Origin of the sequence: Cupriavidus sp. SZY C1 (assembly GCF_032190535.1) — a bacterium.
Lineage (GTDB): Bacteria > Pseudomonadota > Gammaproteobacteria > Burkholderiales > Burkholderiaceae > Cupriavidus > Cupriavidus pauculus_C.
In genome coordinates this window covers 18,416-32,155 of record NZ_JAUANU010000012.1, presented here as the reverse complement: position 1 = coordinate 32,155, position 13,740 = coordinate 18,416, and the positions used below count along the sequence as shown (strand labels likewise).

Here is a 13,740-nt window from a genome sequence, read left to right as displayed (position 1 = left end):
TCTCCGGATGGATGGGGGCGGGGGAATTCATGCGACGAACCGCGTGGTGGTGCGGCGGCGCGCGGCAATCTGCATGCCGCCGTCCTGCCAGCGCAGCGCCTGGTCGATCTGGCGCAGGTAGCGGTCCACCTCGGCCTGCGCCGCGGCGGCCTGGTCCAGCGTCACCTGCGCGAACCGCACGGTGGCGCCCAGCGGCACCTGCGCCAGGCGCCACAGGTCGGCGCCAATCACGGTGCCGATCTTCGGGTAGCCGCCCGTGGTCTGCGCGTCGCTCATCAGCGCGATGGGCTGGCCATTCGGCGGCACCTGCATCACGCCCGGCACCACGCCGTGCGACAGCAGGTCCGCAGACCGCTCGGCGCGGCGCGCCAGCGCGGGGCCTTCCAGCCGCAGGCCCATGCGGTTGCTCTGCGGCGTGATGGTCCAGTCAGCCGACCACAGCGCCTGCTGCGACGCGGGCTCGAAATCGGGATACTCGGGGCCGGGCAGCAGCCGGATGGTCAGCGCGTTGCCCTGGCGGTTGACCGGCAGCGCCCAGCCCGGCGCGGCCACGCCGACCCAGTCCTGCGGCGCGGCCAGCCCCGGCCGGCCGGCGGGCAGGCGGTCGCCCTCCTTGAGCACGCGGCCTTCAAAGCCGCCGTAGCCGGACTTCAGGTCGGTGCTGCGCGATTGCATGACCAGCGGCACGTCGATGCCGCCGGCCACGCAGAGGTAGGTGCGGGTGCCGCCGCGCGGTGCGGGCAGCGTCAGGGTCTCGCCACGGCGCACGTCGAACGCATGCCAGGACCAGACCGGCACGCCGTCCAGGTTGGCGCTGCATTCGGCGCCGGTCAGCGCCACGCGCATGTCGGCGTCGAACCGCAACGCCGCGCGGCCGAGCGTGAATTCGATGGCCGCCGCGTTGGGGTCGTTGCCCAGCAGCCGGTTGCCCACGCGCAGCGCCAGGTCGTCGGCGGCGCCGGAGCGGCCCACGCCAAAGCGCCGGAAGCCCACGCGGCCCAGGTCCTGCACCGACGCCTGCGCGCCGGGTCGGATGATCTCGATCACAGCAGCACCTCCTCGGCAACGAAGCGGACGGTATCGCCCGGGGCGAACAGCGACGGCGGGTCACGGTCGGCCACGAACAACTGGGCGTCGGTGCGGCCGATCAGCTGCCAGCCACCGGGCAGCACGGCCGGATAGATGCCGGTCTGCTCGCCGCCGATGCCCACGGCCCCGGCCGGCACGGCCAGGCGCGGCTCGCGGCGGCGCGGCGTGGCCAGCTCGGGCGCCAGCCCGCCCATGTAGGCAAAGCCGGGCTGGAAGCCCAGGAAATAGACCACGTACTCGCCCGCCGCATGGCGGCGCACCACTTCCTGCGGCGACAGGCCCGTGTGCGCGGCAACGTCCGCAATGTCGGGGCCGAACTCGCCGCCGTAGCGCACGGGGATCTCCACCAGCTTGCCCGTGGCGTTGCGCGTCTCGCCGGACGCCCAGGCCAGCTTCAGGTTGCGCTCCAGCGCGTCGACGTCGGCGCTGGCGTCGAAGGTCAGTGTCAGGTTGTTCATGCCCGGCACCACATCCACCACGCCGCGCCAGTCGGCGGCGCGCTCGGCCATCGCCCAGATGCGTCGCTGGACGTCCAGCGACGCGGGCGGCGCCACGCTGTACAGCAGCGCCTGCTCGGCCAGACGGTGAACGGTGCAGTGGGGCATGGACGGGCTCACAGGTTGGATCGGGTTCGGTGCATGCAGTGTAGGCGCCACAAGCACCGCGTTCCGGCGTCGTCGGGAATCCCCGCGTGACTCAAGAAAATTTCATCGACGATTTATCGATAAATTCATGGTATCGAAACATGGTCATGCCCGGCACCTCGGGGGAACCCTAGGTCGTTTTGCACGGAAATGCGGCAAACGGCGCCGAAACGGGGAGAAAGCGGCGCGGCGGGCGCCCCCGCTGAAAGGTGGCTGAAAGGCGCGATGCAGACATCCAGCCCCCATCAAGCAAAAAAGCCGCGCCCAAGGAGGGACGCGGCTTCTGTGCGGGGCAGGACGGGCCGGAGGGGCCGGTCAGGCAAACCCGGCCTGATGGGCCTGCTGGTCGGCGTGGTACGAACTGCGGACCATGGCACCCACGGCGGCATGGGTGAAGCCCATCTTGTACGCCTCTTCCTCGAACATCTTGAAGGTGTCCGGATGGACGTAGCGCATCACCGGCAGGTGGTGGTTCGACGGCGCCAGGTACTGGCCGATCGTCAGCATGTCGATGTCGTGGGCGCGCATGTCGCGCATGACTTCCAGGATTTCCTCGTCGGTCTCGCCCAGGCCCACCATCAGGCCGGACTTGGTCGGCACGTCCGGGTTGCGGCGCTTGAACTCCTGCAGCAGCTTCAGCGAGTGCGCGTAGTCGGCGCCCGGGCGGGCCTGCTTGTACAGGCGCGGCACCGTTTCCATGTTGTGGTTCATCACGTCGGGCGGCGACACCTGCAGGATGTCCAGCGCCTTATCCAGGCGGCCGCGGAAGTCCGGCACCAGCACCTCGATGCGCGTGTTCGGCGACAGCTCGCGCGTCTGCGAGATGCAGTCGACGTAATGCTGGGCGCCGCCGTCGCGCAGGTCGTCGCGGTCCACGCTGGTGATCACCACGTAGTTGAGCTTGAGCTGGGCGATGGTGCGGGCCAGGTTGCCGGGTTCGTTCACGTCCAGCGGGTCCGGGCGGCCATGGCCGACGTCGCAGAACGGGCAGCGGCGCGTGCACTTGTCGCCCATGATCATGAACGTGGCCGTGCCCTTGCCAAAGCACTCGCCGATGTTCGGGCAGCTGGCTTCCTCGCAGACGGTGACGAGGTTGTTGGCGCGCAGGATGTCCTTGATCTCGTAGAACCGCGAATTGCCGGTGGCGGCCTTGACGCGGATCCAGTCCGGCTTCTTGAGCTTTTCGGCCGGCACGATCTTGATGGGGATGCGCGCGGTCTTCTCGGCGGACTTCTGCTTTTTCGTGGCGTCGTATTCGGCAGGGCTTTGCGCGGCAGGGCTTTGCGGGGCTTCGCTGGACGTGGCGATCAGGGCGTCGCTCATACTGTTCTCCGCACGCGCAGCCGCGTGCATGTTGGGCGTTGAATCGGGGCCGGGCGTGCCACGGTCAGGCAGCCTCGGCGGCGGCATTTCCGTGGGCCTGCCGCGCGCGCGACTCGCGCGCCGACAGGACCTCGCACAGGGCCGCCGCCAGGCGTCGTGCGATTGCGGGTTGTTGTGCCGCGGTAACGGGCAGCGGGCCGGCATCGTCCGCCGCCGCGAAGGTGGCGCCCGCCGTGGCCATGTCGACTGTTTCCAGCCCGGCATAGCCGCACGGGTTGATGCGCAGGAACGGGCCCAGGTCCATCTGCACGTTCAGGCTGACGCCGTGGTAGCTGCAGCCGTTGCGGATCTTGAGCCCGAGCGCGGCAATCTTGGCGCCCCGGTGGGGTCCGTCGGTCAGATAGATCCCGGGCGCGCCGGCCTTGCGTTCGGCTGCGAGATTATACGCCGCGAGCGTGTCCAGCACGGCCTGCTCGATATCGTGCACCAGCTCGCGCACCATCAGGTGGCGGCGGCGCAGGTCCAGCAGCAGGTAGGCCACGACCTGGCCGGGGCCGTGATAGGTGATCTGTCCGCCACGGTCGATCTGCACGACCGGAATGGCGTCGTCCGGGGCCAGCAGGTGGGCCGGGTCGCCGGCCTGCCCGAGCGTGTAGACGGGAGGATGCTCGACCAGCCAGATCTGGTCGGGCGTCTCGGGCGTGCGGGCCGCGGTGAAGGCCCGCATGGCGTCGAAACAGGGCGCGTACGGCTGGCTGCCCTGGTCGATGACTTGGATCGGATGCATGCCCGAGAGTGTAACGAAAAGGGCCGGGCTGCGCTGGCAGTCCGGCCCTGTGGCGGGTGGTGCGAGGGTGGCGCCAAGGTGCCGCGAAGATCACCTGTGCGGCTGCTTATCATCGCGCGGCGGCCACACCAGTTTCAGGCGCGGCCGGCCGTCGGCAGCGCGCTCAGGAGGCGTGTACCTTGTCTTTCCCCGGCGTCCATTCGGTGCCTCGAACCAGACGCTTCACGGCGCGGTACACCAGGTGCGGCACGTCGGCCAGCGTCAGCACCGGGCGGCGGGCTTCGGCGATCAGTGCCAGCCGCACCGGTCCGCTGGCGCGCGGATCGATGCTCAGCACGATCTCGTCCCCGCGCCGCAGCAGCAGGCTGCCGCCGCAGCGCAGCCAGTAGTCCTCGGAATCGTTCTCGCGGGTCACCCATACGTCCACGCCTTTGGCATCTTCCACGAACAGGCGCTGGGCGGCGTGCACCGACAGCGGTGCCACTTCGCCGGGGTTCAGCGTGAAGACGGTCGTTGTGAGTAGGGCTTTCATGATCGGTTCTCCGTGAGTCCGGGGCCCGGCGCGCGGCCGGCAGGTCCGGAACTGGCTTGGTCATTGGACCAGCACAGTTGGGGGCGCGTGTGGCGGGGTCCGGTGCATTGGATTCTAGGGAGGTCCACGCCACTATCAAAACGATATATATTCTTGGGTCTTGTTAGCTCATCTCACATAGCCGAGGTCATCATGGTCTGGAGCGGCGCCTGGCATCCCGACGAACCCCGTAGCTGGAAACGCGAATTTCCGCGCCTGCCCGCGCTGGCCGCGCTGCGCACGTTCGAGGCCGCGGCGCGCCACGAAAGCTTCTCGCGCGCGGCGGCCGAGCTGTTCGTCACCCATGGCGCGGTCAGCCACCAGATCCGCGCGCTGGAGGAGGAACTGGGCCAGCCGCTGTTCGAGCGCCGGGGCAAGCGCGTGATGCTGACCGCCAACGGCCGGCTCTACGCCGAGCGCGTGCGCGACGCGCTGCTGCAGATTGCCGACGCCACGCGCGCGCTGCAGGCCGGCAACCGCGAGAAGCGCCTGACAATCAGCACCATGCCGTCGTTTGCCGCGCGCTGGCTCACGCCGCGCATCGGCAGCTTCATCGAGCAGCATCCCGAGTTCGACGTGGAGCTGCTGTCGTCGAACTCTCTGGTCGACTTTGCCTCGGAGGAGGTGGACGTGGCGCTGCGGATGGGGAGCGGCCAGTATCCGGGCCTGTATGTGGAGCGGCTGCTCGACGACGTGTTCTTTCCGGTCTGCAGCCCAAACTTCAACGGCGGCCGCCTGCCCGAGCAGCCCGCGCACATGGCCGGCATGCCGCTGCTGCGCGGCGAGGGCGATCCGTGGAAACCGTGGTTCGAAGCCGCCGGGCTGACCTGGGCCGAGCCGACCAAGGGCCTGATGATGCAGGATTCGTCGCTGCTGCTGCAGGCCGCCGCCGAGGGCCAGGGCATCGCGCTGATCCGCTCGTCGCTGGCCTATAACGACCTGCTGTCCGGGCGCGTGGTGCGGCTGTTCGACGTGAGCATCCCGTGCCCGTGGCTGCTGCACTTTGTCTGCACGCACGCCAGCCTGGAAACCCCGAAGGTGCAGGCGTTCCGCCAGTGGCTGCTGCCCGAGATGGAGCGCTTCCGGAACATCCTGTCGCAGTGGACCTAGCCGACTGACCTACTCGTCGGCATCCGGCGCCTCGGCTGCCGGAGGCGGCGCGCTGGCGGCACCCTTGGCTGACCGCCCGGCGCGCGGATGGGCCTGGTCGTAGACCTTGGCCAGGTGCTGGAAGTCGAGCGAGGTGTAGACCTGCGTCGTGGCGATGCTGGCGTGGCCGAGCATTTCCTGCACCGCGCGCAGGTCGCCCGACGATTGCAGCAGGTGCGTGGCAAACGAGTGCCGCAGCATGTGGGGATGGACGTTGGTCGGCACGCCGGCCGCCAGCGCCTGTTGCTTGATCCGCGTCTGGATCGTGCTGCCCGACAGCCGCCGGCCGCGCGCGCCCAGGAACAGCGCGTGGGCGTCCTCGGGCAGCGCGCCGGGGCGCAGCAGCGTATCGCGCACCGCCAGCCATGCCCGCAGCGCCTCGATCGCCTTGCTGCCCACCGGCACGGTGCGGCGCCGCGACCCCTTGCCGATCACCGTCACCTCGGCGCCGGCCAGGTCCAGCCAGCCGGCCGAGCGGTAGTCGCCGTCCTCGGTGTAGCGCACGTCTAGCTGGGTCAGTTCGGACAGCCGCAGCCCGCTGGAATAGAACAGTTCGAAGACGGCCTGGTCGCGCGCGGCGTCGGCCGTGTCGCCGCGCCGGTGCGCCACCAGCGCCACCGCGTGCTCCACCGACAGCGCCTTGGGCAACGGCTGCCCGCGCTTGGGCGCGCGCACCCCATCGACGGGATTGGCGGCCACGCCATGCCCATGCCGCGCTGCCCACAGATAGAAGCCGCGCCACGCCGACAACGCCCGCGCGATGGTCCGGGCCGACAGCCCGCCACCGTGCAGCCGGGCGGCGAACGACCGGATATGGCGCGTTTCCAGCGCCAGCAGCGGCACGCCCGGCGCCAGCCGCATGGCCGATTCCTGCAGCACGGCCAGGTCGTGGCCGTAGCCGACGAGCGTGTATTCCGAAAGTTTGCGGTTGGTTGCCAGCCAGTCCAGGTAGCGCGCCACGAGCGGATCGGGCGGCGGCTTCGGGGCCGTATCGGCCGCGGCGGGATCTGGCTTGGCCGGATGGCGGGTCATGGCGGGAAGGTGGCGGCCCGGCAGGCCGCTCAGTCGCGCAGGCGGTTCAGCGCCGCGCCGGCCACCTCGCCAATCTGCGACAGGTAGGCCGTGCCCATGCCTTCGTGGAAGCGGCGCGGCTCGGGCGATCCCAGCACCAGCAGGCCGAACGCCGGGCCGGCGTCCTCCTCGGCCGAGCGGGCCGGCGCGCGCAGCGTCACCATGGCCAGCGACGCGATGTCGTCGCGCTCCAGCAGCCCGGCCGCCTCGAAGCCGCTGTTGGCGCCGCAGTACGGCGCGCGCAGCCCTTCGGCAAACAGGCGCAGGTCGTCGCTGGCGCCCTGGGCCACTTCCATGTGCGCGAACGGCTCGGCCACGTTCCACAGGCGCAGGGCCACGGCCGGCACGTCGAACACCTGCTGCAGGCCGTCCTGCACCGCGTACGGCAGCGCGTGGGAATCGGCCTCGGCCAGCAGGCGCAGTTGCCACGCGTGCATGCGCTGCTGCGTGCGGTCGTTCTCGTGGCCGTGGCGTACCAGGTCGGCCAGCTTCAGCTCCAGGCCCTTGTTCTTCTCGCGCAGGATTTCCATCTGGCGCTCCTGCAGTGACACCGCGCGGTGGCTGTGCGGGCTGGTGAGCTGCACGGTGGCCAGCAGCTCGGCGTGGTCCTCGAAGAACTGGGGGTTGTTCTGCAGGAAAGCGGCAACGTCTTGCGCGTTCATAAGCTTCTACCGGTACGAATTCAGGTTTTTTCGGCTGGCAGTGTAGCAAAGTGCCTTAGCGGGCGGCTTCAGGTCTGGATCAGCCGCTTCTGCCGCGAAATACTCATCAGGATGCCGATGCCCATGCCCAGCGTCACCAGCGCCGTCCCGCCATAGCTCAGCAGCGGCAGCGGCACGCCCACCACGGGCAGGATCCCGCTCACCATGCCCATGTTCACGAACGCATAGGTGAAGAAGATCAGCGTGATGGCCCCGGCCAGCAGCCGCGAGAACAGCGTGGGCGCGTTGGCCGCGATATACAGCCCGCGGAAGATCAGCAGCAGGTACAGCACCAGTAGCACCGCGTTGCCAATCAGCCCGAACTCCTCGGAAAACACCGCAAAGATGAAGTCGGTGTGCTTTTCCGGGATGAATTCGAGGTGGGTCTGGGTGCCCTTGAGCCAGCCCTTGCCCGTCACCCCGCCCGAGCCGATGGCGATGATCGACTGGATCGTGTGGAAGCCCTTGCCCAGCGGGTCGGTGGTCGGGTCCAGCAGCGTGCAGACGCGGTGCTGCTGGTAGTCGTGCAGCACGGGCCAGTTCACGCCCGGCGCGCAGATCTGGCTCTCGTAGGCCACCAGCAGCGTGATGGCCACCACGCCCACCGCCAGCAGCGGCAGGATGATCTTCCACGACAGCCCCGCGAAGTAGATCACGTACAGGCCGGCGGCCAGCACCAGCAGGCCGGTGCCCAGGTCTGGCTGCTTGGCGATCAGGCCCACCGGGACGCCCAGGATGGCCAGCGCCACGATGAAGTCGAACCACTTGATCACGCCCTCGCGCTTCTGGAAGTACCACGCCAGCATCAGCGGCATCGAGATCTTCATGATCTCGGACGGCTGGATCACCATGCCCACGTTCAGCCAGCGCCGCGCGCCCTTGCGGATCAGGCCGAACATCGCCACGGCCACCAGCAGCGCCACCCCCACCGTGTAGAGCGGCACGGCAACCCGCATCAGCAACTGGGTGGGCATGTACGCGATGACGATCATCACCACGTACGACAGCAGGATGTTGCGAAGCTGGTCCTCCACGCGGCCGGGCATGTCGATGGCGGCCGAATACAGCGCCACGATGCCCGTGGCGAACAGCAGGAAGACGATCAGGGCCAGCGGCTTGTCGAAGCCGGTCAGGGCCGTCTTGATCATCGATGCGACGCGGCGTTTGTCCATGGCGCGTCTCCTTTACTCTGAAGCGGATTGGCCGGCGCCGGCCGGGGCGGCCTGCGCCACCTTGGCGGGCCGGGCCGGCTGGGTGCGGGGCTTGGGTGCCGGCGCCGACGCGGGCGCGGCCTTGGGGGCCGGGGCCTGCGGAGCCGACGCGGGCGGCTTGCTGTGGCCCAGCGCCTGCAGCATGCGGGCGTCGAGCGTCACCACGGCCGATGCCGGGGCAATCGCGGCGGGATCGAGCTGCGCGGCGATCGACTCCGACGCCGTGCGCGCCGCCGGCACCGCGCCGGACGCGGCAGCCACGGCGCTGGCCGCTCCGGCCACGGCGGGCGCGCTGGCCCCGGCCGCCGACGCCGCGGCAACGGTGCCCGGCGCGGTCTGCATGACCGTGGCCGTGGCCGCGTTGGCCGTGTCGCCGGTCGTGAACACGCTGGGCGTGTCCACCGGCGGCCGGTTGCCGGCCCGCAGCGCCTCCTCGGGCGGCGGCGCGGTGGCCTGCAGTTCCTCGGGCCACTTGCGCAGCAGGTAGTAGTCCATCACCTTGCGCGCGATCGGCGCCGCCACGGCCGCGCCAAAGCCGGCGTTCTCGACGATCAGCGCCAGCGCGATCTTCGGCTTGTCAGCCGGCGCAAAGGCCGTGTAGAGCGAGTGGTCGCGCTTGCGTTCGTCCAGCGCGTGGTGGTTGTACTTCTCGCCCTTGGCCAGCGTGTAGGTCTGCGCCGTGCCGGTCTTGCCGGCCGATTCATACGCCGCGCCCGCGAACACGCGCGCCGCCGTGCCCGAATGGGTCACCGCCACCATCGCCTTCTTGATCACGTCGATGTCGGCCTGCTTGAACGGCAGCCGGTAGCTTTCCTTCGGCACCGTCAGCGCCCGCTGGCGCGTGACCGAGTTCTCCACCGCCTTCACCAGGTGTGGCTTCATCGCCACCCCGTTGTTGACGATGATCGACACCGCGTTGGCCAGCTGCAGGATCGTGAAACTGTTATAGCCCTGGCCAATGCCCAGCGAGATCGTCTCGCCTTCGTACCACTTCTGCTGCTCGGGCTTGCGGTACGCCTTGCGCTTCCATTCCGTGGACGGCAGGATGCCGCGGCTTTCGCCCTCGATGTCGATGCCCGTCAGCTGGCCAAAGCCCAGCGGCTTCATGAAGTCGTGGATGCCGTTGACGCCCATGTCGCGCGCCAGCGCGTAGTAATAGGTGTCGCACGACTGCACGATGGACGTCTGCATGTCCACCCAGCCGTGGCCGCCCGGCTTGTCGTCGCGGAACGTGTGGTTGCCCAGCGTGAAGAAGCCCGGGTCGTGCATGCCCCACGCGGCCGTGCGCTTGCCGGTGGTCAGCGCGGCCAGCGCCATGAACGGCTTGTAGGTGGACCCCGGCGGGTAGGTGCCGCGCAGCGGGCGGTTCAGCAGCGGCTTGTCGGGCGAATTGTTCAGCTCGTCCCAGGTCTTCGAGTCGATCCCCTCGACGAACAGGTTCGGGTCGTAGGTCGGCTTGGAGACGAACGCCAGGATGTCGCCGGTATCCGGTTCGATGGCCACCAGCGCGCCGCGGCGGTCGCCAAATAGCTGTTCGGCCAGTTGCTGCAGCCGGATATCGAGCGACAGGATCAGGTTGTTGCCCGGCGTGGCCGGCGACGTGGACAGCGTGCGGATGGGCCGCCCGCCCGCGCTCACTTCCACCTCTTCGAAGCCGGTCAGCCCGTGCAGTTCGGTCTCGTAGCTCTGCTCCAGGCCGATCTTGCCGATGTAGTTGGTGCCCTTGTAGTTGTCGGCGTCCTTGCGCGGGTCGTACCTGGCGGGATCGGCGTCATTGGCCTCGTCCATCGCGTCGATCCGCTCCTGGTCGCGCTGCGAGATGCGGCCCAGGTAGCCCACCACGTGGCTGGCCGACTCGCCCAGCGGGTACTGGCGGAACAGCCGCGCGCGCACGTCCACGCCCGGAAAGCGGAAGCGCTGGGCCGAAAACTTCGCCACTTCCTCGTCGGTGAGCTGGCTGCGGATCGGCAGGCTCTCGAAGCTGCGCGATTCCTCCAGCAGCCGCTTGAAGCGGCGGCGGTCGCGCGGCTGGATGTCGACGAGCCGCGCCAGTTCCTCGATGGTGTTGTCCAGCGTGTCGGTCAGCTTGGACGGCGTGATTTCCAGCGTGTACGCCGAATAGTTGCGCGCCAGAATCACCCCGTTGCGGTCCATGATGATGCCGCGGTTGGGCTCGATCGGCGCCACGGAGATGCGGTTGTCCTCGGCCTTGGCCGAGTACTGGTCGTGCTTGTACCACTGCAGCCACAGGAAGCGGGTGAACAGCAGGCCAAAGCAGATGACCGTGAACAGGGCGGCCGCCGCCACGCGGATGCGGAAGCGGCCGATTTCCAGTTCGACGTTGCGGATTTCGGTCATGGCGGTACTGCGGCGGCTGGGCGGTAGGGTTGGACTAGATCGGCCGCGTCTCGTCGACGTCGGCCGAACGGCGCTGGGGCGCCAGCAGCAGCGCGGTGGCCATCGGCCAGAGCACCGCCTCGATCACCGGGGCCACCAGCAGCGGCCAGCCCGGCAGCGGCGCACCCATCGCCAGCCGGATCACCACCGGCACGGCATGGGTGATGAACAGCAGCGGCATCACGTGCAGCGCCTGGGTATAGACCGAGAACCACAGCACGCGGCGGTGGATCGTGATCGCAAAGTAGGCCAGCAGCGTGTACGCCAGCGCGTGCTCGCCCAGCAGCCGGGCGTCATGCACGTCCATCAGCAGCCCCAGCAGGAACGCCACGCCCATGCCCACCTTGCGCGGCTGGTGGATGTTCCAGAACACCAGCACCAGCGCCACCATGTCCGGGATCCAGAGCGTGGTGCCCCACGGCATCAGGTTCCACAGGAAGGCCAGCACGAACGTCAGCGCGATGAAGACCGGGTTGACCGGACGCAACAGGTATTGGGACGTCGTCACTGGGCTCGCTCCAGGGATTTCTGGCGATCGGTGGACTTGTCGCCGGGCTTGTCGGCCGCCTTCTGCTCGGCGCCGGCGCGGGCGGCGGCGGAACGGGCGCCCTTCTCGGCCTTGGCCGGGGCGGTTTCCTCCTGCGGGCGCGGGCCCAGGCCCGATTCGTAGCGCACCACCAGCAGTTGCCGGTGCGAGCGCACGCCCGCCACCGGCTCGCAATAGACGCGCGAGAACGCGGTATCGGCCTTGCGCTCGATCTGCACGACCTTCGCCACCGGCAGGCCCGGCGGATAGGTGCCGTCCAGGCCCGACGTCACCAGCAGGTCGCCCTGCTGCAGGTCGGCCGATGCCGCCATGAAGCGCAGGTCCAGCAGCCCGGCGCGCGACCCGCCAAACGCCACGCTGCGCAGCCCGTTGCGCACCACCTGGACGGGGATGGCCTGGTCCTTGTCGGTCAGCAGCGTCACTTCGGACTGGAACGGCGACACCCGCGTGACCTGGCCGATCACGCCGCGCTCGTCGATCACGGGATAGCCGGTGCGCAGGCCCTGGGCGCTGCCGCGGTCGATCACGATGCGCTGGCTGTACGGGTCGCGGGCGTCGTAGAGGATCTCGGCCGCCGTGACCGGCGTGGCCGACTGCTGCTGCAGGTTCAGCAGCTTGCGAAGCTGGCCGTTCTCGGCCTCCAGCTGGGACTGGCGCACGTAGGCGTTGGCCTGCTCCACCGCGTGGCGGCGCAGTTCGCGGTTTTCATTGGCCAGCGTGACCGATGACTGGGCGTAGTCGAAGACGCCGCGCAGGGCGTCGCGCGGCACCAGTACCAGCCGCTCCACCGGCATCAGCACGGTAGCGGCCACCTGGCGGGCGATGCGCATGGCGTCGAAGCGCGCGTCGACGATCAGCAGCGCCAGCGCGATCGCCACGAAGACGACCAGCCGGGCGACAGCGGACGTGCCTTGCTTGAAGAGCGGCGGTGGAGAGTAATCCATTTACCGGTGGGCAGGCGAAACCCATCCGCCAGCGCGTCCGCGGCCCCCGGGCGGGGCGGGGCGGAACGGGCTGGCGGGCGTAGACATCGAAGGGCGCGGGGACGGGGCGACGCGGGTCACCACGGTCCCAGCCACGTATTACTCGTAGGAGAAGATGCTGCCGAGCTTGTCCATGCGCTCCAGGGCCATGCCCGAGCCGCGCACCACGCAGGTCAGCGGGTCTTCGGCCACCAGCACCGGCAGGCCGGTTTCCTCGGCCAGCAGGCGGTCCAGGTCGCGCAGCAGCGCGCCGCCGCCGGTCAGCATCATGCCGCGCTCGGCAATGTCGGCGCCCAGTTCGGGCGGGGTCTGTTCCAGCGCGATCTTCACGGCCGACACGATCTGGTTCAGCGGATCGGTCAGCGCCTCAAGGATTTCGTTGGACGACACGGTGAAGGCGCGCGGAATGCCTTCGGACAGGTTGCGGCCCTTCACTTCCATTTCGCGCACTTCCGAACCCGGGAACGCGGAGCCGATTTCCTTCTTGATCGCCTCGGCGGTCTGCTCGCCGATCAGCATGCCGTAGTTGCGGCGGATGTAGTTGACGATGGCCTCGTCGAACTTGTCGCCGCCCACGCGCACCGAACCCTTGTAGACCATGCCGCCCAGCGAGATGATGCCCACCTCGGTGGTGCCGCCGCCGATGTCCACCACCATCGAGCCCGACGGCTCCGAGACCGGCAGCCCGGCGCCGATCGCGGCCGACATCGGCTCCTCGATCAGGTACACCTGGCTGGCGCCGGCGCCCAGCGCCGATTCGCGGATGGCACGGCGCTCCACCTGGGTCGACCCGCACGGCACGCAGATGATGATGCGCGGGCTCGGGCGCAGCAGCTTGGTGTCGTGCACCATCTTGATGAACTGCTTGAGCATCTGCTCGGTCACCGTGAAGTCGGCGATCACGCCGTCCTTCATCGGCCGGATGGCCTCGATGTTGCCCGGCACCTTGCCCAGCATCTGCTTGGCTTCCTTGCCGACGGCGGTGATGGTCTTCTTGGCGTTGGGGCCGCCTTCCTGACGGATGGCCACGACCGACGGCTCGTCCAGGACGATGCCCTTGTCGCGCATGTAGATCAGGGTGTTGGCGGTGCCCAGGTCGATGGCCAGGTCGTTGGAGAAATAGCTGCGGAGAAATCCGAACATCAGGAATCCTGTCTTCTGTTGGTTCGCGGGTATGCGAAGCGGCCGGTGCCTGCGGCGGCCCGGCCACGAATACGTTTGCAAGGGTGATGGTTCACGGTTCCCCGGCGTGCGCGGCCGCGCCGGC

13 protein-coding genes are annotated in these 13,740 nt (G+C 69.1%); 1 reads left to right on the top strand and 12 read right to left on the bottom strand.

Going from position 1 to position 13,740, the window contains the following annotated elements:
• Positions 1-27: 27 nt before the first annotated feature.
• The 5 genes from QTN24_RS18265 to QTN24_RS18245 form a co-directional block, all read right to left on the bottom strand.
• Complete coding sequence (locus QTN24_RS18265) at positions 28-1,047, bottom strand: biotin-dependent carboxyltransferase family protein (protein WP_313838827.1); 1,020 nt, start codon at positions 1,045-1,047, stop codon at positions 28-30.
• Positions 1,044-1,694: a 5-oxoprolinase subunit PxpB gene (gene pxpB / locus QTN24_RS18260; RefSeq protein ID WP_313838825.1), complete on the bottom strand. Its 651-nt coding sequence runs from the start codon at positions 1,692-1,694 to the stop codon at positions 1,044-1,046. Before pxpB ends, QTN24_RS18265 begins: the two co-directional genes overlap by 4 nt.
• 354 nt (positions 1,695-2,048) lie before the next feature.
• Positions 2,049-3,056 (bottom strand): lipoyl synthase, encoded by a 1,008-nt coding sequence (lipA, locus tag QTN24_RS18255; RefSeq protein WP_313838823.1) that lies wholly within the window; start codon positions 3,054-3,056, stop codon positions 2,049-2,051.
• Between the two features lie 64 nt (positions 3,057-3,120).
• Positions 3,121-3,843, bottom strand: a complete 723-nt coding sequence (gene lipB / locus QTN24_RS18250; RefSeq protein WP_313838821.1) for a lipoyl(octanoyl) transferase LipB — start codon at positions 3,841-3,843, stop codon at positions 3,121-3,123.
• A gap of 163 nt (positions 3,844-4,006) precedes the next feature.
• Positions 4,007-4,375: a DUF2917 domain-containing protein gene (locus tag QTN24_RS18245; protein WP_313838819.1), complete on the bottom strand. Its 369-nt coding sequence runs from the start codon at positions 4,373-4,375 to the stop codon at positions 4,007-4,009.
• A gap of 192 nt (positions 4,376-4,567) precedes the next feature.
• Between QTN24_RS18245 and QTN24_RS18240 the strand changes: the two genes are divergently transcribed.
• Complete coding sequence (locus QTN24_RS18240) at positions 4,568-5,524, top strand: transcriptional regulator GcvA (protein WP_124682754.1); 957 nt, start codon at positions 4,568-4,570, stop codon at positions 5,522-5,524.
• A 9-nt stretch (positions 5,525-5,533) separates the two neighbouring features.
• On the opposite strand, the gene QTN24_RS18235 is transcribed toward QTN24_RS18240, so the two are convergent.
• The 7 genes from QTN24_RS18235 to QTN24_RS18205 form a co-directional block, all read right to left on the bottom strand.
• Positions 5,534-6,595 (bottom strand): tyrosine recombinase XerC, encoded by a 1,062-nt coding sequence (locus QTN24_RS18235; RefSeq protein WP_313838817.1) that lies wholly within the window; start codon positions 6,593-6,595, stop codon positions 5,534-5,536.
• 29 nt (positions 6,596-6,624) lie between these two features.
• Complete coding sequence (locus QTN24_RS18230) at positions 6,625-7,296, bottom strand: DUF484 family protein (RefSeq protein ID WP_124682756.1); 672 nt, start codon at positions 7,294-7,296, stop codon at positions 6,625-6,627.
• 68 nt (positions 7,297-7,364) lie between these two features.
• Complete coding sequence (rodA, locus tag QTN24_RS18225) at positions 7,365-8,507, bottom strand: rod shape-determining protein RodA (protein WP_313838814.1); 1,143 nt, start codon at positions 8,505-8,507, stop codon at positions 7,365-7,367.
• 12 nt (positions 8,508-8,519) lie between these two features.
• A complete protein-coding gene (gene mrdA / locus QTN24_RS18220) occupies positions 8,520-10,904 on the bottom strand; it encodes a penicillin-binding protein 2 (protein ID WP_313838813.1) in 2,385 nt (794 codons plus the stop codon).
• A gap of 34 nt (positions 10,905-10,938) precedes the next feature.
• On the bottom strand, positions 10,939-11,451 hold the full coding sequence (gene mreD, locus QTN24_RS18215; RefSeq protein ID WP_124682759.1) for a rod shape-determining protein MreD: 513 nt from the start codon (positions 11,449-11,451) through the stop codon (positions 10,939-10,941).
• Positions 11,448-12,434 (bottom strand): rod shape-determining protein MreC, encoded by a 987-nt coding sequence (mreC, locus tag QTN24_RS18210; RefSeq protein ID WP_124682760.1) that lies wholly within the window; start codon positions 12,432-12,434, stop codon positions 11,448-11,450. The genes mreD and mreC overlap by 4 nt, the downstream gene beginning before the upstream one ends.
• Before the next feature lie 138 nt (positions 12,435-12,572).
• The gene (locus QTN24_RS18205; protein ID WP_019450345.1) at positions 12,573-13,616 is read right to left on the bottom strand and encodes a rod shape-determining protein; all 1,044 of its coding nucleotides are present in this window, start codon (positions 13,614-13,616) and stop codon (positions 12,573-12,575) included.
• Positions 13,617-13,740 lie beyond the last annotated feature (124 nt).